At 29.7% G+C, this 22,170-nt stretch carries 27 protein-coding genes and 1 pseudogene; 4 read left to right on the forward strand and 24 right to left on the reverse strand.

Features of this window, described 5'->3' with window-relative positions; translation table 11 throughout:
* A pseudogene (locus HGI79_RS22485) lies at window positions 1-226 on the reverse strand (hypothetical protein); the annotation flags it as partial.
* A 450-nt stretch (window positions 227-676) separates the two neighbouring features.
* Here HGI79_RS22485 and HGI79_RS12600 point away from each other — a divergent pair.
* A complete protein-coding gene (locus tag HGI79_RS12600; protein WP_185651044.1) occupies window positions 677-829 on the forward strand; it encodes a hypothetical protein in 153 nt (50 codons plus the stop codon).
* 190 nt (window positions 830-1,019) lie between these two features.
* On the opposite strand, the gene HGI79_RS12605 is transcribed toward HGI79_RS12600, so the two are convergent.
* Together HGI79_RS12605 and HGI79_RS12610 are read right to left on the reverse strand one after the other, a co-directional pair.
* The gene (locus tag HGI79_RS12605; RefSeq protein ID WP_207725775.1) at window positions 1,020-1,214 is read right to left on the reverse strand and encodes an asparagine synthase; all 195 of its coding nucleotides are present in this window, start codon (window positions 1,212-1,214) and stop codon (window positions 1,020-1,022) included.
* Between the two features lie 230 nt (window positions 1,215-1,444).
* Entirely contained in the window at window positions 1,445-1,621 is a 177-nt protein-coding gene (locus tag HGI79_RS12610) for an H-type small acid-soluble spore protein (RefSeq protein ID WP_185651045.1), read from the reverse strand.
* A 238-nt stretch (window positions 1,622-1,859) separates the two neighbouring features.
* Here HGI79_RS12610 and HGI79_RS12615 point away from each other — a divergent pair, with 238 nt between their 5' ends.
* Window positions 1,860-2,213, forward strand: coding sequence for a hypothetical protein (locus tag HGI79_RS12615; RefSeq protein ID WP_185651046.1), 354 nt, complete (start codon window positions 1,860-1,862; stop codon window positions 2,211-2,213).
* Between the two features lie 17 nt (window positions 2,214-2,230).
* Here the strand turns inward: HGI79_RS12615 and HGI79_RS12620 are convergent, their stop codons facing one another.
* The 8 genes from HGI79_RS12620 to HGI79_RS12650 all read right to left on the reverse strand — a co-directional run bounded on the left by HGI79_RS12620 (window position 2,231) and on the right by HGI79_RS12650 (window position 4,978).
* A complete protein-coding gene (locus HGI79_RS12620; RefSeq protein WP_185651047.1) occupies window positions 2,231-2,440 on the reverse strand; it encodes a hypothetical protein in 210 nt (69 codons plus the stop codon).
* A 114-nt stretch (window positions 2,441-2,554) separates the two neighbouring features.
* Window positions 2,555-3,112 (reverse strand): MEDS domain-containing protein, encoded by a 558-nt coding sequence (locus HGI79_RS12625; RefSeq protein WP_185651048.1) that lies wholly within the window; start codon window positions 3,110-3,112, stop codon window positions 2,555-2,557.
* Window positions 3,113-3,558: 446 nt separating this feature from the next.
* Window positions 3,559-3,702 carry a hypothetical protein gene (locus HGI79_RS12630; protein ID WP_185651049.1) on the reverse strand — a complete coding sequence of 48 codons (144 nt, stop codon included), beginning with the start codon at window positions 3,700-3,702 and terminating at the stop codon, window positions 3,559-3,561.
* Window positions 3,703-3,714: 12 nt separating this feature from the next.
* Window positions 3,715-3,873 (reverse strand): hypothetical protein, encoded by a 159-nt coding sequence (locus HGI79_RS12635; protein WP_185651050.1) that lies wholly within the window; start codon window positions 3,871-3,873, stop codon window positions 3,715-3,717.
* Between the two features lie 10 nt (window positions 3,874-3,883).
* The gene (locus HGI79_RS12640; RefSeq protein WP_185651051.1) at window positions 3,884-4,084 is read right to left on the reverse strand and encodes an H-type small acid-soluble spore protein; all 201 of its coding nucleotides are present in this window, start codon (window positions 4,082-4,084) and stop codon (window positions 3,884-3,886) included.
* Window positions 4,085-4,336: 252 nt separating this feature from the next.
* On the reverse strand, window positions 4,337-4,543 hold the full coding sequence (locus HGI79_RS12645) for a hypothetical protein (protein ID WP_185651052.1): 207 nt from the start codon (window positions 4,541-4,543) through the stop codon (window positions 4,337-4,339).
* A 110-nt stretch (window positions 4,544-4,653) separates the two neighbouring features.
* Window positions 4,654-4,788 (reverse strand): hypothetical protein, encoded by a 135-nt coding sequence (locus tag HGI79_RS23280; protein WP_278046708.1) that lies wholly within the window; start codon window positions 4,786-4,788, stop codon window positions 4,654-4,656.
* Window positions 4,789-4,840: 52 nt separating this feature from the next.
* Window positions 4,841-4,978 carry a CPC_1213 family protein gene (locus tag HGI79_RS12650; RefSeq protein ID WP_185651053.1) on the reverse strand — a complete coding sequence of 46 codons (138 nt, stop codon included), beginning with the start codon at window positions 4,976-4,978 and terminating at the stop codon, window positions 4,841-4,843.
* Window positions 4,979-5,183: 205 nt separating this feature from the next.
* Between HGI79_RS12650 and HGI79_RS12655 the strand changes: the two genes are divergently transcribed.
* Both HGI79_RS12655 and HGI79_RS12660 read left to right on the forward strand, forming a co-directional pair.
* Window positions 5,184-6,269 (forward strand): hypothetical protein, encoded by a 1,086-nt coding sequence (locus HGI79_RS12655; protein WP_185651054.1) that lies wholly within the window; start codon window positions 5,184-5,186, stop codon window positions 6,267-6,269.
* Between the two features lie 113 nt (window positions 6,270-6,382).
* The gene (locus HGI79_RS12660; RefSeq protein WP_185651055.1) at window positions 6,383-7,042 is read left to right on the forward strand and encodes a DUF6483 family protein; all 660 of its coding nucleotides are present in this window, start codon (window positions 6,383-6,385) and stop codon (window positions 7,040-7,042) included.
* 100 nt (window positions 7,043-7,142) lie between these two features.
* Here the strand turns inward: HGI79_RS12660 and aspS are convergent, their stop codons facing one another.
* From aspS to HGI79_RS12725, 13 genes are all read right to left on the reverse strand, one after another.
* Window positions 7,143-8,927 (reverse strand): aspartate--tRNA ligase, encoded by a 1,785-nt coding sequence (gene aspS, locus HGI79_RS12665; RefSeq protein ID WP_185651056.1) that lies wholly within the window; start codon window positions 8,925-8,927, stop codon window positions 7,143-7,145.
* Window positions 8,928-9,355: 428 nt separating this feature from the next.
* Window positions 9,356-10,618, reverse strand: a complete 1,263-nt coding sequence (hisS, locus tag HGI79_RS12670; RefSeq protein WP_185651057.1) for a histidine--tRNA ligase — start codon at window positions 10,616-10,618, stop codon at window positions 9,356-9,358.
* Between the two features lie 435 nt (window positions 10,619-11,053).
* On the reverse strand, window positions 11,054-12,487 hold the full coding sequence (locus HGI79_RS12675; protein WP_185651058.1) for a coproporphyrinogen III oxidase: 1,434 nt from the start codon (window positions 12,485-12,487) through the stop codon (window positions 11,054-11,056).
* 86 nt (window positions 12,488-12,573) lie between these two features.
* Window positions 12,574-13,173, reverse strand: coding sequence for an MBL fold metallo-hydrolase (locus tag HGI79_RS12680; protein ID WP_185651059.1), 600 nt, complete (start codon window positions 13,171-13,173; stop codon window positions 12,574-12,576).
* A 31-nt stretch (window positions 13,174-13,204) separates the two neighbouring features.
* Entirely contained in the window at window positions 13,205-13,654 is a 450-nt protein-coding gene (gene dtd / locus HGI79_RS12685; RefSeq protein WP_185651060.1) for a D-aminoacyl-tRNA deacylase, read from the reverse strand.
* Window positions 13,655-13,674: 20 nt separating this feature from the next.
* Window positions 13,675-15,870, reverse strand: a complete 2,196-nt coding sequence (locus tag HGI79_RS12690) for a bifunctional (p)ppGpp synthetase/guanosine-3',5'-bis(diphosphate) 3'-pyrophosphohydrolase (protein ID WP_185651061.1) — start codon at window positions 15,868-15,870, stop codon at window positions 13,675-13,677.
* Between the two features lie 106 nt (window positions 15,871-15,976).
* Window positions 15,977-16,495 (reverse strand): adenine phosphoribosyltransferase, encoded by a 519-nt coding sequence (locus tag HGI79_RS12695; RefSeq protein ID WP_185651062.1) that lies wholly within the window; start codon window positions 16,493-16,495, stop codon window positions 15,977-15,979.
* Between the two features lie 108 nt (window positions 16,496-16,603).
* On the reverse strand, window positions 16,604-17,476 hold the full coding sequence (locus HGI79_RS12700) for a DHH family phosphoesterase (RefSeq protein WP_185651098.1): 873 nt from the start codon (window positions 17,474-17,476) through the stop codon (window positions 16,604-16,606).
* A 288-nt stretch (window positions 17,477-17,764) separates the two neighbouring features.
* Window positions 17,765-18,637 (reverse strand): protein translocase subunit SecF, encoded by an 873-nt coding sequence (secF, locus tag HGI79_RS12705; protein ID WP_185651063.1) that lies wholly within the window; start codon window positions 18,635-18,637, stop codon window positions 17,765-17,767.
* A 1-nt stretch (window position 18,638) separates the two neighbouring features.
* Window positions 18,639-19,904, reverse strand: a complete 1,266-nt coding sequence (gene secD / locus HGI79_RS12710) for a protein translocase subunit SecD (RefSeq protein WP_207725776.1) — start codon at window positions 19,902-19,904, stop codon at window positions 18,639-18,641.
* 144 nt (window positions 19,905-20,048) lie between these two features.
* Window positions 20,049-21,416 carry a thioether cross-link-forming SCIFF peptide maturase gene (scfB, locus tag HGI79_RS12715; protein WP_185651064.1) on the reverse strand — a complete coding sequence of 456 codons (1,368 nt, stop codon included), beginning with the start codon at window positions 21,414-21,416 and terminating at the stop codon, window positions 20,049-20,051.
* 94 nt (window positions 21,417-21,510) lie between these two features.
* Window positions 21,511-21,648 (reverse strand): six-cysteine ranthipeptide SCIFF, encoded by a 138-nt coding sequence (gene scfA / locus HGI79_RS12720; RefSeq protein ID WP_185651065.1) that lies wholly within the window; start codon window positions 21,646-21,648, stop codon window positions 21,511-21,513.
* A 101-nt stretch (window positions 21,649-21,749) separates the two neighbouring features.
* Complete coding sequence (locus tag HGI79_RS12725; protein WP_185651066.1) at window positions 21,750-22,118, reverse strand: TIGR04086 family membrane protein; 369 nt, start codon at window positions 22,116-22,118, stop codon at window positions 21,750-21,752.
* Between the last annotated feature and the right edge of the window lie 52 nt (window positions 22,119-22,170).

Below are 22,170 nucleotides of genomic sequence, written 5' to 3' on the forward strand. Positions count from 1 at the left end.
ATATTATATATATAAGTAATATTATAATTTTTCTTTTAACAGGAATTATTCTAGATACTTGTTTATAAGTAAAATTTACAAATTTATAAAATAAAAATGAAAATACAAAGGTTAATAGTACTAGTGTTATCATATCTTTTATAGAATAGAATAACACTAGCAATATAAAAAAGGCAAAAAGCTTTTTAATAAAATCTTCTGCAAATATTCTTTTAAATAGTACCATAAAAATCTCCTTCTAATGCATTTTGTTTTTTAATTTCGAATACATTCCTTTATATAAATTAATATACTATTAAAATATAAATAAATCTAGAAAAATATATAAATATATTGTGGTTAAACTGTAATACTAGTTACATATTCTAAAATTATATACCAATAGTGTTTACTAATATGAATTCTTTAATAAATTGATTAAATTTCTTTATATTGTTCATAATATTAATGAAAGCTCAATAACTAATAATTTTCAGTACGAACATAGTTATAAGCTTTTTAACATTTTGATCCCCCTAAAATGTTATTTATAATATAGCAATAGAAAAGGCTGATATTTCAAGTATCAGCCTTTTCTATTAATAATGTGTAACATGTAGTTTAAATGTTTCTATATCAATGTTCTAGTATTTTTCTATGTTCCTATGAATATATATAAGTCTAAGGGGGTGTTATTATGGGTTATGGACTTTTTGCTATATTTAGTACTTTTGGATTTATTGTATTTTTTATATTATTAGGTTTAATTATATATGGTCTAATTCTTTTTATACAGCTTAGTAGTCTTGGAATTAGGGCTTTAAATATATACCTAAAAAATAATGAATAAATTATGATTGCATATGATATAGTTTTTTATAATAATACTACATATACTTGAATAAATTTGATTAATATGCATAAACTTTATACTGCTGAGGCAATGTAACATTATTCACATAAAAGGTTAACATCTAAATTAAATTTGTTTCAACTTAAAATAACCCTGATATTTTTCAGGGTTATTTTAATATGTGTTCTTATCTTCTATGCTCTATTAAATCTATTCCACCAAGTACCACATGAGCTAAACCAAAACCTAATACAGCTGTTTCTATCATGGGTAGAACATTTCTTGTTCTTAAACCCCTTCTTTTTATATCTCTAGATCTTAAAGCAGCTGCACCTACTGTTACTGCAGCACCAAGCACTGTAGGAACTATTCCTTCTCTCATAATTATTTCCTCCTAACACTTAGTATTTTAAATTATTTTTGAATTTGTATTATACCTTTATTTTTAATGTTAAATCATAAGTAATCATCTAAAGCTGTGATGAAATATAACCTTTGTGTACACTATAAGTATGTGCTGTTTTAAACTTATTACCCTGTTTAATTACATACAGTACCTGTAATATTTATCAATAATACCATAAGTTTATTTGCTAAATGTGCTGTATGTCTTTATTTTTCATATAATTCTGAAGCTGGTACATGGTAAAGTTGTCCAGTTTGCAAGTCTTTCACATTAGCTGTACCACTTGCTTCTTGTATACTTTCAATCCATATAGGACTATTTTTATATAATACATTTACTGTACCAAAAGAATTAAATATTTCTTCAAGTTTTTTAAACTCCATAATATCACCTCTTTATAAATATGGAACTTTTAAATTTAATTTAAAAGTTTCGTACCTATATTTATATTAAAAGTTTATACTTTTCTTCAATTATTAATCCCTTAAGTTTATTCTAGTAATTGCAATATATAACATAAAAAACATTAATATACTTTTGTTACTTTTTCAACAAAACAATAAATGAATATTATAAAAACAACTGGTAAAGCTAGTATTAAAAGAAAAGGAGGCTTCCTATATGATTGGATTTATATTTAAAATCATTGTTTATCCTATTATATTACTAATTTCAGACTATTTATTTAAAGATATATATTATTCCTATACATATGAAACTTTCTTTGTTGGTGTACTCCTTGCTATAACAATATATTTAGTAGAACTAGTATTGTTTAGACCTGGCACCTTGCTAATTACTACTGCCGCAGATTTTTTATCAATATTTACCGTAATATATTTATCACAATTTATGTTTCCTGGAGTAACTGTAAATCTAATAGGTTGTTCTATTGCTTCAACTCTATTAGCAACTATACAGTTTCTTCAACATATATTTTTAATTTATAACTACAAAACAAAAAAATTGGAGTAACTAAGCTTACTCCAATTTTATTTATCCTTTTTCCCATTTAATTCATATATTTGTGGTTCAATTCTCTCTTCTTTAATTGTACCATCACTATTATAACCAGTTTGCATAGTAGGTACAATCTTAACAGTCTTTAGCTTATCAGGAGTTCTATTGGCTTCATTAATTTCTATACGCTCCTCTAATTCTTCTTTTCCCATTTTCTTTCCTATCATATGTTGCCTAACCATACTACCTCTCCTTTCTAAAAATATGTTTTCCATAGAGAGGTATTTTATTCTTAAGTTTTATCCAATGACTATCCGCTCTAACGCTCCATCTGATTCAAGTTTTACTTTATGCAATTATTTAAAGCTTTTCTCTATTTGTCCTTTAAACAACCTGTGAGTATGTGTACTGAGTGATTGTTTAATCAACACATTATTATGTGCTGTGTTGTGTTCAATATATTGCTCAAAGTCATATAAACACATACAAGATATCTTTAAACCATGAATTAATTCTTCTAAATTTTCTTCGAAACTTAAGAAGTCTTTTGGTAATAAATCTTTCATTATATAACTTACCTGTCCTATAATTCTTATACCCGAATATCCCTGAGTATATATATTATTTTCACAATCTCTAAGCTCTATCTTTACTGCTTTATTTCCTGCTTCTTTATGTAAATTTATTATTCTATTAATATCAAAATAAGATATGTCTTCAGTATATTTATCTAAACATTTACAAACTCTGTCATATAGTTTCGGTTCTGCACATAAATATATATATTCATTTCTTTCTATACAATCTTTTATATATTTATACATATTCACCATTAAATGATCAATTCCAAAATAATAAAAAACACAATGGTTACCAAATTTATAATAATCCATCATAACAACTACCCTTTTCAACTAATATTTTATTCGTTGACTGCTCGCTCTAATATTCCCATCTTTATAGGAAACTCCTTTTCCTATGGGGAGACCAGTCCTCACAGAGTAAGTAATCATATCAAATTCACAGGCTTTGTATGTGTGCTTAACCGATTTGTACAAAATCATAGGTTCTCTGCTTAATTGGGAGTAAAGAACGGCTACGTTCTTGAATAACGTTTTCTAAGCTTCAAAAAAGTGAAGGCTTTCCTGAAGCCAAGAACCCTGTTTATTTATGTATTCTACATAAGGTATTAATTTTCCTTCTAGAAATTTATTATAATTTTCAATTTATATATTCATGAGTACTCTCTTAATTTTTTTCATATCTGTTAAGTCAAAATTATACATTTATTTAATTAGTAAAACTAATATATATAATATATTAAGGACTAATGACATAAAACTCATTAGTCCTTAATATACTAAAAATGTTTTGTAATTTCTTTTTGTACTCTCCTAATATCTTTTTGCCTTAAGCTAGTTTCTTGTTTAATCTTTGCCCCTGTTTCACCATCAAGAAGCATCTCTCTTACTTTTGACTTAGGTTTATCTATTCCATTACTCATAACTTATACCCCCTATTTCTTACCTTCCATCTTCATTCTTGCTTTAGTAACATCATGTTCACTAAGTTCGGTTATTTCTTTTATTTCTCCCATTCCTATTCCTTTATCAATTAAGTCCTTAGCTGTTTCCATAGATCTTTCATGTGTTCCTTTATTTCTCCATCTGCCCAAAATTATCACCTTACCCTTTTACATTTATAACTTTTCCTGTGTCTACTAATTCCTCTACAGGCACATAAACAGTTTCTTTCTTATCCATAATTTTCACTAATACCCTACCTGCTTTATCATCTATACTATCAAGCCATACTGGATGTTCTTCATATAGTACTTCTATGTTAGCTGGGGAATCCATTATTTCTCTAGCCCTTCCTAAATTCATAGCAGTTTACCTCCATAAATTAGTCTTTTTATTTTAATAAAAATTAAATATGTTATCTATAACTAGTTTTAGTTGTCTACTAATAATTTATACAGCTAAAATATCCTATATTAGATGAAAGAATGCAATACTGTAATGTCAATGTAAAATATTTTCACAAAAATAGATGCTTATTAATTATATAAGCATCTATAGTTGTTTTTAGCATATTTTAAACTAGACTTAATTGCAATATTATTTTAGTTCAATGGTTTAATCCTTATAGAAAACTATAACATCATCGCAAAAATAATACTTTTCTTCTGTGTCTTTGTCTTGTATTTTTCCTTCACTATCAATATAAATTATATCCCCTATATTAAAATTTACTACATCATTCTTTAAGACATTACAAACATCTCCGTTTTCCTTTTTATATATGACATAATCTCCAACATAACATACTATAGTAGCTTTCATAATTTTTATCCTTACCCTAACTATTTTACTATTATCTCGTATATAGAATAAAATAACAGTAAAAAATTATCAACCTTATTTTATAGGTATAGGATCAATATATCTTTTTATTATACACTCCAGTTTTCTTTGCTGTTTTTTCCGTTTTTATTTTCCGCTTTATAGTTGGCACTTCTTGAATGATACTTAGCACTATTAGGATCATTGGACCATTTTTTAAGCTGTGTTTTTCTATGTTCCATCATAATACTTTTCTCCTTCTCTATAATAAATTTTTATAATAACTCTTAATACATATTAATCTAAATGTTTTTCAGACATAGTTCCAAACTTAGCTCTTGAACTTTCATCCTGTGGATCATGATCAATGTGCTTTTTTCTAAATCTTCCATCTGATTTTTTATTATTATTTGTATACTTCATTTTGTTTTGCATGGCTACATCTCCTTTCTTGTACTAGCTTTTCCATGAACTCAGTTTTTATTCTTAAGTAATAATTACGCACTTACATTCATATATGTTTTTATAAATTTATTATAAAATTTGCATGAATTAGCATTTATTTTTTTCATTTGATATAATATAGTTACTATTTAGGAACACTTATAAATGTTATTAGTTTCATAGGGAGGTTTGTACAATGATTTTTAAGTTACCAAAATATCACTCACCTGATTTTAGTGAAGAACTTTTTAAGTCTTCTCCAAATGTAGTAACAGGGAAAGTAACTATAAAAGGCGTAGCTCCAGATAACTATCATGCAACGTCAATATATCCAGAATACTTTAAAATAGAGGGTAATTGGATTTTAGCTTCACAAAGTCGTATGGACTGTGTAGTTGTTGTTGATGAAAATAATGATCTTCAAGTAAAAGAATTTAGAAATCTAAATATAGATGATAACGTAATACTAGGAAGAAGTGAGAATGCAGAAGATGGTATCTATGTTCATGTACAATGTTTTCAACAAACTACCAGCGAAGAGCAGTCTTTTGCTTTCCGCTCTGGCAGAACAAGAGAAAGTTCATACTCAAAAGATTATGATAGCTTATATGAACTTCTTAAATATGAAAAAGAACATGGTTTTATATTATGGGTTTTAGGACCTGCAGTTATATTTGATCATGATTCAAAAAATGCTATGGCAGATTTAATTAGTAAAGGTTATGTAGATGCTCTCTTTGCAGGTAACGCCTTAGCCACACATGATTTAGAAGGTTCTTTACTTCGTACTGCATTAGGTCAAGACATATATACCCAACATTCAGTTTACAATGGCCATTATAATCATATAGATATTATTAATAAAGCTAGACGTGCAGGATCTTTAGACAAATTTATTGAGCAAGAAAATATTAAGGATGGAGTAGTTTATACTTGTATCAACAACAATATACCTCTTGTATTAGCTGGCTCCATAAGGGATGATGGACCTCTTCCCCCTGTCATATCGGATGTTTATGTTGCACAGGATGAAATGAGATCTTATTGTAAAAAAGCTACCACAGTGATTTGTATGGCAACGCAATTACACACCATAGCAACCGGCAATATGACCCCAATGTACAAAGTTGAAGAAGATAAAATACGTCCAGTTTACATTTATACTGTTGATATTTCTGAATTTGGTGTTAACAAGCTTAGAGATAGAGGAAGTCTTGAAGTAACTTCCATAGTTACCAACGTTCAAGATTTTATTGTAAATATTAATAATAATCTAAAATAAGAGTTGTAATCTTCTCTTTATTGTTACATTGTTTGAATTCCAAAACCTGTATATAATATTAATTAAAATCATATACTATATACTTTGTATATTAGAATCTGGAGGTATACTTAATGTTAAAGCGTGACTTAACGTCAGAACTAGTAAAAAACTTCAATGAAATTCTTGATAAAATATTGATTTATAAAAAAGAAAATAAATATGATGAATGTTTAAATTTAATTGATAACGCTTTTAAAGACATATTTAGGTTGAGTTCTAAATTTTTTAATTCTTTTTCCCATGAAAATTTAATAGATATGATAAAAACTGATGGTACAATAAATTCAGATAAGTGCATTATGATGGCTAAGCTTTTAGAAGAAGAAGGAGAGATATTTGAAAAACAAAATAATCTTGATGAAGCCTTTTATATGAACTTAAAATCTATAAATCTTTTTTTAGAGGCATACTTAAATAAAGATAATAACTGTGATTTAGACTACTATTTTTCTGATATAGATAAATTACTTGAGCTGGTATCAGAATATAAGCTACCAGTATCTCTACAGAATAAAATAATAGATTATTATGCAAAGAACCAAGAATATGATAAAGCTGAAAATACTTTATATGAAATTTTAGATGCTAGTTCTTTTAGTGAAGATTCTATAAGAGATGCTCTAGATTTTTATGAAAAGTTATTAACTAAGGATGATGAAACTTTAAATAAAGCCAACCTTCCAAGAGAAGAAATTGAAGAAAGTATAACTTCTTTAAAGCAGAAGTTATAAAACTTCTTAGTTAAAGCAAATTAAAAAACACTATCAAATTTATTAAATTACATAAATCTGATAGTATTTTTTCTAAATAACTTAATATTAAATTAATTTTTTATTCAGTTAAATTATCTATAGAAATTCCTAATTCTTTTATCTGAGCTTCATCAACTACATTTGGTGCTTCAGACATAGGACAATATGCACTTTGATTTTTAGGGAATGCTATTACATCTTTTATATTTTCAGTTCCTGCTAGAAACATAACTAGTCTATCAAGTCCAAAAGCAAGTCCGCCATGTGGTGGTGGTCCATATTTAAATGCTTCCAACAAGAATCCAAATCTTTCCCAAGCACTTTCTTGAGATATTCCTATAACCTCAAACATTTTTTCTTGAAGCTTAGTATCATGTATTCTGATACTTCCTCCTCCAAGTTCTTCTCCATTAAGAACTATATCATATGCTTTAGCTCTAACCCTACCTGGATCACTATCTAAATATTGGATATCTTCATCCATAGGCATAGTAAATGGATGGTGTTCTGCTTGAAATCTTTCTTCTTCTTCATTATATGAAAGTAGTGGAAACTCTGTTATCCAAACAAATCTGAATTCTTTATTATTTTCAAGAATTCCTAATTCTTTTGCTAAATGAAGTCTTAATGCACCTAAACTTTGGAATACAACACTATTTTTATCGGCTACTATTAAAATTAAATCTCCAACCTTTGCATCCAATTTAGTTAATATTGCTTCTGTTTCTTCTTCTTTTAGGAATTTTGCTATAGATGCTTTAACACCATCTTCTTTATAAGCTATCCATGCTAGGCCTTTTGCTTTGTATGTCTTAACAAATTCTACTAATTTATCTATTTGTTTTCTACCCATATTTGCGCAATTTTCAGCTTTAATAGCTCTTACTGAACCACCATTTGAAAGTGCATCTTGAAATACTTTAAAATCAACTGATTTAACAGTTTCACTTAAGTCATTTATCTCCATACCAAATCTTAAATCTGGTTTATCTGATCCGTATTTCTCCATAGCTATTTTATATGGCATTCTCTCTATAGGAATTTTAATATCTACACCAGCTACCTCTTTAAAAACTTTTTGTATAAGCTTTTCATTTAGTTTTATCACATCATCTTCCTCAACAAATGAAAGCTCCATATCTATTTGAGTAAATTCTGGCTGTCTATTTGCTCTTAAATCTTCATCTCTAAAACATTTTGCAATTTGAAAATATCTATCATAACCTGACACCATCAAAAGCTGTTTAAAAAGCTGAGGAGATTGTGGTAATGCGTAGAATTTTCCTAGGAAATTTCTACTTGGTACTAAATAATCTCTAGCACCTTCTGGTGTACTCTTAGTAAGTATTGGTGTTTCCATTTCTAAAAAATTATTTTCATCCAAAAAGTCTCTTGCAACTTTTGTAACTTTATGTCTTGTTATGAAAATTTTTTGCATATCTGGTCTTCTCAAATCAAGATATCTATACTTTAATCTTACATTTTCAGCAGCATCTAAATTTTCCTTTATGTATATAGGTGGAGTTTCTGATTCTGATAATATGTTTATTTGTTCTCCTTTTAACTCTACGATTCCTGTGGGCATATCAGCGTTCGGAGCCTCTCTTCTTACTATAGTCCCAGTAACTGCTATACAGTACTCTGATTTAACTGTATCAGATTTCTCAAATGCTTCTTTATTTATTTCCTCTCCAAATACCACCTGAAGTATCCCTGTTCTATCTCTTAAATCAACAAATATTAAGCCTCCAAGATTTCTTTTTCTTTGTACCCATCCCATAACAGTAACCTTGTTATCAATATGAGCTTCTCTCAACTCTCCACACATTATGGTTCTCTTCAATCCTCTTAGCGCTTCTCCCATGTTCCTAATCCTCCAATAAATTAATTTCTTGCTCTATGTTAACTTTTCAAGTCGCATATCTGTATAGGGTTCCAAAGTAGAAACTTAACTTATACTCCGGAATATGTTGCCAAACTTCAGCACGTTAAAAACTTTTAATCAGTCTAAAGTTCGTGTTTTAAGCAGAGAGCCAAAATCTGTGATTTTGTGCGAATCGCTTACTCATCTGACGTAAGGAAGAGGAGTTTCATATAAAATAAGAAACTTTGATAAACTCGTACCTCAGTCCGGACCAACTTATCAATTCCCATTGATAAGTCGCTCGTTGAAAGCCATTCAGGCTTTCAACCATATCAAAGCTCCTAAGATTTTCTAAAAACACTTCACTAAGACTGATAAAAAAGTTTTTAAATGTGCTCCAGTTTTGTCAACATATTCCTACGTATAAGTTAAATTTTCACTGTAGTACTAACTAACTCTACTATGCTATCTAAATTATTTAAGCTAACTTCAAATTGCTCTCCATCACTCATTCTCTTGATCTTAGCTATACCAGATTGTAATTCATTTTCTCCAAGTATCACTGTAAATCTAGCACCTATTTTGTTTGCATATTTCATTGATGCCTTAACGCTTCTATTCATGTGGTCACAATCACACTTTATGCCAATTTTTCTTAAGCTGTTTATTAGCTTAAAGGTTTCTATTTTTGCAGCTGCTCCCATAGCACCTACATATAAGTCTATATAGCTTAAATCAGGTATTTCTATACCCTCTGTTTCTAAAGTCATTAAAAGCCTTTCAATACCTACGGCAAATCCAAAAGCAGGAATATCTGGTCCACCTAGCTCTTCAATAAGTTTATCGTATCTTCCTCCGCCACAAACGGTTAAATCTTTATATATTATTTCAAAAACAGTTTTAGTATAATAATCTAATCCTCTTACTATCTGTGGATCAACAGTATATTTGATACCTATTGCATCTAAATATTTCTTTAATTCTTCAAAATGATCTTTACACTCATCACATATATAATCAAGTATTGTAGGTGCATTTTTAGTTATCTCTTTGCATTTTTTTTCCTTACAATCAAGAATTCTCATTGGATTTCTCTCAAATCTTGATTTACAGGTACCACACAATGTTTCGTAATTTTCTTGTAAAAATTGTTTTAATGCATCGTTAAACTTTTTTCTACACTCTGGACAACCTAAGCTATTTATATTTAAGCTTAAATCCTTTAATCCAAACTCATCTAGGGCTCTAATTGCTATACTTATACCTTCTGCATCAATTGAAGCCTCTTTTGAACCAAAAACCTCTACTCCAAATTGATGAAATTGTCTTAGTCTGCCTTTTTGCATTTTTTCATATCTGAAAGCTGGTGTAAAATAATAAAGCTTTGTAGGCTGAGAATCTGCATATAAGCTATTTTCTACAAATGCTCTAACAGCTGGTGCCGTTCCTTCTGGTTTTAATGTAACACTTCTTCCACCTTTATCTTCAAAGGTATACATTTCCTTTTGAACCACATCAGTAGTTTCTCCTACTCCCCTTGTAAATAATTCTGTATTTTCAAATATAGGAGTTCTTATTTCCCTTATTCCATATGTTTTTGCTAACTCTTCAAATTTCTGTTCAACATAATGCCACTTATATGAATCTCCAGGTAACACATCTTTTGTACCCTTTGGAGCTTGTATTGCCATTTTATTTCCTCCTCTTAATCCAAACAGTTAAGTTTATATAGATAGCACGCCCGAAATTTAACTTATACGACCGTATATATTACCATGTTTCGTCACGTTAAATATTTTTTATTAGTCTAAAGCTCAAATTTAAGCAGAGAGCCAAAATCTGTGATTTTGTGCGAATCGCTTACTCCTCTGACGTAAGGAAGAGGAGTTTCATTAACCTAAGAACTTTGATAAACTCGTACCTCAGTTCGGACCAACTTATCAATTACCATTGATAAGTCGCTGGTTGAAAGCCATTTAGGCTTTCAACCATATCTAAAGTTCTAAGGCTTTTCTCAAATTTTCGCTAAGACTAATAAAAAAATATTTAAATGTGACTTCAACATTGGTAATATATACTTACGTATAAGTTAAATTTAAGTGTGAGTATCTATATTAAATATAAAATTATACTTTATATAGTGTATCTAAAATATTTATCTTCTTTTCAACCATTTCCTTAACTCTATTTGTATATTCTTTTACATCTTTCAGGTTAAAATGTCTCTCAATCCTATTCTCATCCATAAATACAACTTTAGTAACAGCATCTGCACCACAGGATATAATAGTCTGTCTCTCTTCCATCATTTGTATATTATATAGACCTTCTTTTCCTTCTTTAGTATAACCTACATTCTCCATGTTTCCTACCATATTTTTTTGTCTATACATATAATATGGTTTCATTTTTAATTTTTCAGCAAGTTTTGCTGTTTCCTCGTACATTAAATTTAATTCATGCTGATCTGAAACAGAAACTTTCTGCTTATTTATTATGTTCTCATGAAGCCTTGAGCCTCTTTTTATAGACATGCCATGAACAGTTATACTTTCTGGATTAAGCTTTAGTATTTCTTCACAAGTATTCTTAATATGCGCCAAATCTTCTCCTGGTAAGCCTACTATAATGTCCATATTTATGTTTTCCATTCCACATTTTCTTGCCATATTAAATTTATCTATTATATCTTCTACTGTGTGAATTCTTCCAATAACCTTTAAAGTATCATTATTCATGGTCTGAGGGTTTATGCTAATTCTATCCACATTATATCTCTTCATACTTTCCAATTTGCTAAGAGTTATACTATCCGGTCTTCCACACTCTACTGTAAATTCCCTTATATTATTATTCAGTATAAAGCTTTCATATATATGCTGCATTGTTTTTTCAAATTGCTCATCACTAACTGATGTAGGAGTTCCTCCTCCAAAATAAACGCACTGAATCTTTAAATTATTATCTTTTACATATTTAGCAGTAGCTTCAATGTCATAGAATAAGGCTTCAAGATATGGATTCACCATATTTTTACAACTTTCAATAGGATTAGACGTGAAAGAACAATAAAGGCATCTAGTTGGGCAGAAGGGCATACCTATGTAGATGCTAATGGTTTTAGCATCTTTGTTTACTAATTCTCTCTCAATATTTGCAACTTCTATACAAAGTCTTGCTTTGTCCTCACGTACATGAAAATTCTTTTTAAAATAGTTAACTATATAGTCATAATCTTTACCTTCTTCTATTAACAATAAAGCCTTCTTACTTGGTCTTATACCAATTAAACTCCCCCATGGCATATCTTTTTTCGTTATTTTAGTGAAATACTCAAATATAGCTTTTTTAATGCCTTCCTTATGGGTTAAATCTGAATCTAGAAAAATTTCTAATTTATTCTCTTCGTTTAAAATATTAATTTTCTCATTGAGAATTTCAATATAAAAATCCCAATCCTTATCCACAAACTTTATATCAAAAAAACTATAAAATATATTGACCATATGGTATACATCATATCTATAATTCATGTCATTTAGCTTTATCTTAACTTCCATTATAAATCTTTCTTAGCCTCCTAATAATTAAATTTGAAGAACCGTGCTTAGAGGCATTTATTACTCTTAATTTTTTTTACTATAACCTATAGAAACGGATTATGTGTTCTTTCTTCTCCAATGGTACTCTTAGGTCCATGCCCTGGTAACACAGTAATGTTATCAGGAAGTATCATGAGTTTCTCCTTAATACTTTTTATTATAGTATCAAAATCTCCTCCTATAAAATCTGTTCTTCCAATAGAACCAGCAAACAATGTGTCACCAGTAAATATCATTTCATTAACTAAAAAGCACATTCCACCAGGCGTATGCCCAGGTGTATGTATAGCCTTTATTTCCTTATGTCCTAGCCTGAAAGTATCATGTTCCTTTATATATTTATCAATATTTCCAGAAATGTTTCCAAAAATATATTCGCCTTTCTCACATATATTATAATCCTCTTGGCTAATATATATAGGCACATTAAATTCTTCTTTTATCTGAACAGCTGCATCCGTATGGTCTATATGTCCATGAGTAAGTAGTATGAATTTTACCTGTGCTCCTGTGTCTTTTATTGCTCTTATTAAATCTTCTGCATCTCCACCTGGATCTATAACAGCAGTGTCTTTTGTCTCATCATCCATTATTATATAGCAGTTAGCTGAGTAAATACCCGCAGGAATTGTTTTTAACTTCATAATTATACCCCTTTATTCAAAATTATTTTAATTAAAAAATCTTTTTACTATCTAGCATAATAGTAACAGGTCCATCGTTTTCTATGGATACCATCATATCAGCTCCAAATTTTCCTGTTTCAACTTCAGTTATTACCTGTCTGCATTGGCGTACAAATTCTTCATACATACTTTCTGCTGCTTCTCCTCCCAATGCTTCCACAAAACTCGGTCTTCTACCTCTTCTACAATCTCCATATAGAGTGAATTGAGATACTATTAATAATTGTCCATCAATATCAATAAGTGATTTATTAAGCTTACCATTTTCATCTTCAAAAATTCGTAAATTTAATATTTTATCTTTTATATACGCTATATCTTCAGTTGTATCTTCTCTTGATATTCCAATTAAAACATTTAACCCTTTTTCAATTTGGCCAACTATGCTTCCGTCTATTTCCACTTTGGAACTTCTCACTCTTTGCACTACCGCACGCATTAATAGTCACCTCTTTTATTCTAGAAAACACTATTTTTAGTTCTATAGGTATCAATTACGCCTTTTATTCTTTTTATCTTCTTTATAACAGCCTTCAAATCATCAATATTAGATATCTTTAATTTTATATTTATTAGTGCAATATCATTCTTAGCTGGTTTTGCATTTACTGCATATAATGAAGTATTGCTACTACTTATAATTTCCATTGACTCAGCCAATAATCCTTGTCTGTCTTCTGCTTTAATTAGAATCTCAGCAATATATTCGCCACCTTTAGGTTTTCCCCAACTTACTTCTATTAGTTTATTTTCTTCATTTTTAAGCAAAAATTCTATATTTTTGCAATCTTCTCTATGAATAGAAACTCCTCTTCCCTTAGTTATATATCCTACTATCTCATCCCCTGGTACAGGGTTACAGCATTTTGCAAATCTCACAAGTAAATTTGTTTCACCTTTTACAATTACACCTGGTGAATTTGCTTTAGCTTTGGTAACTGACTTATTAGCGTTGGCATTTTTATTTAATTGTTCTTCTACAACCTTCCAGTCACTAACTTCATTTTTAGAAACCTTGGAATATAATTCTTTAAGTCTTAGCACTACAGTTGATGGAATCATAGCACCTATACCTACAGCTGCATATAAATCATCCACAGAATTCATATTATATCTCTTTAATATGGTATCTATTGTTTCACCCTTAGCTATTTCACCAAAGTTGTAGCCCTGTTTTTTAGTCTCTTTCTCTAAAAGATCCTTACCTTTAATAATATTCTCTTCTCTCTTAGCTTTCTTAAACCAGGCTCTTATTTTACTTTTAGCTTGATTACTCTTAACCATGTTAATCCAGTCTATACTTGGACCTTTTGGTGTACTAGAAGCAAGGATCTCAACTATTTCCCCAGTTTTTAGATTATAATCTAAGGGTACCATCTTACCATTTACTTTTGCACCTATACATCTATTTCCTATGTCCGTGTGAATCTTATATGCAAAATCAATAGGAGTTGCATTATATGGTAAGTTAATAACGGTTCCTTTTGGTGTAAATACAAATACTTCATCAGAAAATAAATCTATCTTAAAACCTTCCATAAATTCTTCTGCATCTGCTGTTTCCCTTTGCCACTCTAACATTTCTCTCAGCCAGGTAAGTTTTTTATCTATGTCCTCTGCATTTTCAACTCCCTCTTTATATTTCCAGTGAGCTGCTATACCATATTCTGCAGTTGTATGCATTTCGAAAGTTCTTATCTGTATCTCAAAAGGCTTCCCTTGAGGACCAATTACTGTAGAGTGAAGCGACTGATACATGTTAGGTTTAGGCATTGCTATATAATCTTTAAATCTTCCTGGAATTGGTTTGTAAATAGTATGAACAATTCCTAAAGCAGCATAGCAATCTTTTACAGTATCTACAAGTATTCTAATAGCAGTTAAATCAAATATTTGATCAATAGTTTTATTTTTCTTCACCATTTTTCTATAAATACTGAAAAAATGCTTAGGTCTCCCTTCTATATCAGAAGTAATATTAGATTTATCAAGATTTTCCTTAAGTTTAGAAACTATTTCATCAATATAATTTTCTCTTTCAACTCTTTTTTCTGCAATTTTTCTAACTATAAAATAATATTCATTAGGATTCATATACCTAAAGGCTAAATCTTCTAATTCCCACTTAATTTTTGACATACCTAGTCTGTGTGCTAGAGGCGCATATATATCAAAGGTTTCCTTTGCCTTTTCTTTTTGTTTCTCCACAGACATATATTTTAGGGTTCTCATATTGTGTAGTCTATCCGCAAGCTTTATTAATATAACTCTTATATCTTTGGCCATTGCAAGAAGCATTTTTCTTACGTTATCAGCTTGTTGCTCTTCCTTAGTTTTATACTCTATCTTACCAAGTTTTGTTACTCCTTCTACAAGGTTAGCAACCTCTTCACTAAACTCTCTGCTCACATCTTCATAGGTAAAATCCGTATCTTCTATGACATCATGAAGTAGTCCTGCTGTTATAGTACTAGTATCTAAGCCCATATCCGCCAAAATACCTGCTACTTCAACAGGATGCATGATATAAGGCTCTCCTGATTCTCTTCTTTGATCCTTATGTGCATCATAGGCAAGATTATATGCTTTTATCACCATATCTTTATCTTCATTACTACAATTTTTATCTATCTTTTCGATTAATTTCTCCAGCATATTACTACTCCCCTAAAATCAATGGCTGGTCTTAATAACCAGCCATTATTTTTTATTAATATTATATTATATACAGTAAGAACTTGCAATTTTAAATTAAAGCTGATTAAACATCATACTGAACTAAAGATATTGAATCATATTTTGTTAACTTTTCTATTCCATTTAAATCAGTTAGTTCTATTACAAAATCTAAAGTTATAACCTCTCCGCCCACTTGTTCTACGAGTTTTGCAACAGAAGCTATGGTTCCCCCTGTGGCTAATAAGTCATCTACTATAGCAACTCTTTGACCTGGCTTTATGGAGTCCTTATGTATTTCTAATTCATCACTACCATATTCTAAATCATAACTTATGCTTACAGTATCATAGGGTAATTTCCCTTTTTTTCTTACTGGAACAAATCCCGCACCAATAGCATAAGCAACAGGTGCACCGAATAAAAATCCTCTAGCTTCTGGACCAACTACTATATCTATATTTTTATCTTTTAGATGCTCAGCTATTTTATCAATTGTATATTTAAAAGCATCTTTATTTTCTAATATAGTAGTTATATCCTTAAAACTTATTCCTTCCTTTGGAAAACCTTCTATAACCCTTATCTTTTCCTTTAAATTCAATTATATTCCCCCCTCAACATATCTATGTTATTATAGAAAATAAGCAAGCCTTACTTTATAATATTTGTGGTGATTATTAATATATATTGAAATTTTTAGAACTTATTTCTAAAGAATACATAATTGGTTTCCGTTAATTTCATTTTTTAAGTATTTTGCAATCTGTTCTGCTCTATCCATATTGTTTGTGGTAAATAGTTCAACTGTTATTCTAGCGTTATCCACACACCTTTTATTCTTCATAGAAGGAATCAAATTATTAGCTAGTCTATATATGCTTTCCTTATTTATGTTAGCGATTTTAAACACTTTAATTAAAGCCTTAAAGCCATAATTATTAGTACAGCTTAAATAATAAATACCTTCGTTAACTATAGCTTTATTTTCACCCATTGTATTAGCACCTTTAGAAAGAGTTCCTAAGGTAGCTAAGTCTAAATATTTACTTATAGATTTCATCTGATAATATGCAGATATAGCTTCAGCCAGCTTAAAAGCAACTCCAACAGCCGTCAATTCCTTAAAAGGATATTTACATCCTTTTTGATTAGGATCAATAACTACAGTTTCAGGTAGTATGCCATTGTATTTATGATAATCAGTTATAATTACATCAATACCCAGTTCTTTACATAATTCTACTTCATTCATAGAATTAATACCACATCCTACAGTAATTATAAGCTTTGTTCCTAAAAATTTAATATAATTTCTTACAATGTCTCCATTTATACTAAAATCTTCATCTATATCATCTGAAACAAAATATTCTACGTCAGCATTTAAGTACTTCAAAACAAGCAATAATAAAGACACAGCTGTTATACTATCTAAATCATAGTGTCCATAGATAAGTATTTTTTCTCTCTCATTTACTGCCTTTATTATTCTTTGTAAGGCTTCTTGCATACCCTTTAAATGAAAAGGGTCTTGAATACCTGAAAACTTAGAATAATGTAAATTTTCCTCTCTTCTCTCCATCATAAAATCCTCCAAATTTATCGAAAGCATATATATTATAAATGATATTGCTGTTTTTTACAAATACTTTGTAGAAAAATATTCATGAATAAAAAATAGAGTATTATATTACTCTAGATTTTATATTCTATCATAATAATACTATATTTTAAATATTTACTTCCAAAAATTTAAATTCCATATATTTCTTAATAAAAACTTCTTACTAGAAATCATGGTAAGAAGTTTTTATCATTGGACAAAATTTATGTGGAGTAAGGACTCCTATGTGATTTAAGTTGTATTTTATCATTTTGCAGTACTTAAAGTCTTCTTTTTATTTATAGAATATTTTTTTAATGCAACCCAAAGTGGACTTGCTATAAATATAGATGAGTAACATCCTGATGCAATACCTATTAAAAGTGGTTTTGAAAAATATCTTATTGAAGGTACAAATATATATACTGCAGCTATTGTAATTAATACTGTCAAAACAGTATTAATAGATCTTGCTATTGTTTGTGTTATGCTGGCATCTGCCAATTTAACCAAATCAACTCTTCTCATATATTTTTGATTTTCCCTAATTCTATCAAAAACAACTATAGTATCACTCATAGAATAACCTATGACTGTAAGCATGGCAGCAATAAAACTTGAATCTACAGGAATTCTAAATACTGAATACACCGTTAACATTATAAGAACGTCATGTACAAGTGCTAAAATAGCAGCAATACCAAACTTAAATTCAAATCTTATACCAATATATATAAGTATTAAAATATTTGCTATAATTATAGCTTGAACAGCTTTAAATTTAGTTTCTTTCCCAATAGTTGCTCCTATACTTTCCTGATTGGTTAGATTACTATCTTTATATTTTGCTTTAATATCTTTTACCATAGCACTTATATTATCATTTGATAAATTACTGCTTTTTATTTCAATAGATGTATTATTAACTTTGTTAGACTGAAAATCTGAAGTATACTTTTTAATTATACTATCAATTTCATCTTTATTAAAATCTTTTCCTATGCTTATATTAACTACAGTACCGCCTTTGAAATCTATTCCGTACTCTAACCCTTTTGTAGCTAAAGAAAATATTCCTACTGCAATTATAATAAGGGATATAGTAAACCAAATCTTACTTTTCTCAACAACTTTCAGCACTTTACTCTACCCCCTTTCTGTAGTCGTGTACTCCAAAGGTTCCTATGGTCCATTTGTTATCAAACCATCCCATGTTAGCTGCAAGTTTAACTAAGAACCTAGTAATAACTATTGCAGTAAACATACTTATGATAATACCCACTATTAAAGTTAGTGCAAATCCTTTTACGGAACCAGATCCCAGTGAATATAATATTATACCTGAAATTACAGTTGTAGTATTGGAGTCTATTATTGAGGACAGAGCTCTCTGGAATCCTGTATTGATTGCAGACTTAACGGATTTACCAGTTTTCAATTCTTCCTTTATTCTTTCAAAAATAAGTACATTAGCATCTACTGCCATACCTACTGTAAGAAGAAGCCCTGCTATACCTGATAGTGTTAATGTTACACCTATGTTAGCAAATGCTAAAAGTACTAAATAAATATATAGTATTAGAGCTATGCCTGCTAAAAATCCTGGAATTCTATAATATAGTAACATAAATAACAGTACTATACCTACGCCAACTTTACCAGCCAATATACTTAGCGGAAGAGCATTGGCACCAAGTGATGCTCCTATAGTTTTAACTTCAACCGGCTTAACAGTAACTGGTAAAGCACCAGAATTAATCATGTTAGCTTGACTTTTTGCTTCATCAATACTCTTACTGCCTGAAATTGTAGCCTTTCCATCTGTTATATGTGCTTGAACTACAGGACTTGTCAGAGTTTGTTCATCCATTGTTATAGATATTTGCTGTCCTATGTATTTTTGAGTTGCATCCGCAAATTTTTTTGCTCCTTCAGCATTAAGTTCAAGACCTATAGTAGGTTTATTATCTTGATCTATATAAGCTGTAGCTTTTTTAACATCTTTACCAGTAAGTATAACCTGCTTGTCTGGACCTACAAATTTCAATTCACCAGTCTTAGCTATACTATCTACTACTTCTTTTGCATCAAATTTTCCTGGTATCTCTATTCTTATTCTTTTTTGTCCTTCTCTAGTAACAACCGTTTCACTTACTCCTAACTTATTAACTCTATTTGATAAAAGTTCTGCGGTTCTATTTAATGTATCTTGATCTACTTTATCTGCTTGGATTTCCTCAAGAACTGAAACCCCACCTTGAAGATCAAGCCCACGATTTATAACTTCGTTAAAAGGCTTAACTCTATAGCCACCCATGGTTATGCCATATACACCAGTATAAGCAAGAAAACCTATAACAAGTATACATATAATAAACAATATGGCACTTTTCCCCTTACTTTTCATGTTTATCCTCCTTTGTGAATACTGTATCGCTTCAATTTACAGCCATTTACATTAGACATTATATTACTTATAAAAATCTCCGTCAATATAAATAACCGTAAATTAATTTGTAAAATTTTCAAGAACTATGTAAAAATTTCTTTATTATTCCTCCATTGCTTTAGCTTTTAACGCTATAGCACACTCAATTCTCTTTTTTTGCATCTTACAGCCTAAATGATATGGAATATGAATATCTTTATTAAAGTTGTAGTTATTAGCTTGACACCCTCCACTGCAGTGAAATCTTGCCCAACATTCCCTGCACTCCGGCTTATTATATATGTGTGCTGCCTTAAACATGTTAGGTAGTTCTTTGTTTAAATTTTCTATATCCTCTAAACTTCCTAACTTAAATTCTTCATTTCCTATAAATTGATGACAAGGGTAAATATCGCCATCTGGGGTTATAGCCACATACTCATGACCAGCTCCACAACCTGATATTCTTTTATATACACAAGGACCTCCCTGTAAATCAATATTAAAATGATAGAATTTGAATTCATTACCTTCTTTATGTCTTTTAGCCATTTCTTCATAAAGCTTATCATATTGTTGGAATATAGCAGGAATATCTTGTTCTCTTATAGAAAGAGGGTGATCATCTGGTAAAACCACTGGTTCTACAGATATTTCATCAAACCCCTGATCTGCTAAGTATTTCACATCTTCAAAAAAATCAGTATTCTCTTTTGTGAAGGTTCCTCTAGCATAATACTGTTTTGACTTATCTCTTCTTTCCACCATTTTCTTAATTTTAGGCATAATAGCATCGTAAGATCCGCTTCCATCTACTCTTACTCTTACCTTATCATTTATTTCTTTTCTTCCATCTATACTCAGCACAATGTTGCCCATATTTTTATCAAGATACTCCATTATTTCATCGTTTAACAATGTGGCATTGGTAGTCATTGTAAATCTAATAGTTTTATTATGAATTTTTTCTTGTTCTTTTGCATATTCCACTATTTTTTTTACAGTATCAAAGGCCATCAGTGGTTCTCCACCAAACAAATCTATTTCGATATTTTTTCTGGGACCTGATTTTTCTATAACAAAGTCTATAGCCTTCTTCCCTATATCTTCACTCATTAACTTTCTACAACCCTTGTATTCTCCTTCATCTGCAAAACAATATTTACACCTTAAATTACAATCATGCGCTATATTTAAACATAGGGCCTTTATGAATGAATCAGAATCATCTGTGTTTAATGCTATATTTTCATATAAATCTTTTGAATATAGTATACCATCCTTTATTAATTCTTGTATTTCATCATAAGCCTCTATTATTTCTTTTTCAGAGTACTTGTCCGCTAATACTTCTACTGTTTCAGCTTTAGATTTTAACCCTTCGTCCTCTAAAATATCATATACCAATTCATCAACTACATGTACTGCTCCAGAGTTTACATCTATAATGTAATATTCTCCACCTTGTTTAAACTTATGAATATCAGCCAAATCTTTTTCCTCCCTAAAAATACTACTACCATTTATCAATAAATATTTCAACTAAATTTAAAGCAGTAACATAATGTTACTGCTTGAATTTATATTAATTTTCACAAGCTAGGTTAGCAACTGTACAAGAAGTTTTACATGCTGATTGACATGAATTAGCACACTCTTTACATCCTGGTTTCTTTAAGCTATCCTTTAAGTTAGTTCTGTTTACAGTTTTTATATGTTTCATAAAATTTTCCTCCATTCTTAAGGTTTTCCGTTTGATTATAACATAAATCATTGACAAAATAAAGTTAATTAATAAATAAGCTTACTTAATATGGAAATAAATCAAAGATTTATGCCAAGCATTCCAGACAATGTGCCTACTACTATGGCAAGTAAAAATCTCCATATTCTATCTGCACCTATTACTGCAGAGTTTCCTGATATTATAGAAACCACATACAGTACAATTAAATATAACAGTGCAACTACTATTCCTACAAGCCAACCTTTTCTCTTAATTTTTCTTACAGCATATATAGTTCCATACATTATACTTAAAAGTGTTGTAATAAGATAGAAACTTGAGCTTATACTTTCGTCAATTTCAGTAAAAGTCATTATAACTGCAAATAGTAACAGTAACACTACAGTTATGATAAATCCTCTAAGTACACCTTCCGCAGCGGGAAGATAATTACTACCTCTTTCCACTATAAAACACCTCCCATATATTACTATCTATGTATAAAGGAGGTGTTTTATG

The sequence above is a fragment of the Clostridium sp. DJ247 genome, assembly GCF_014231265.1.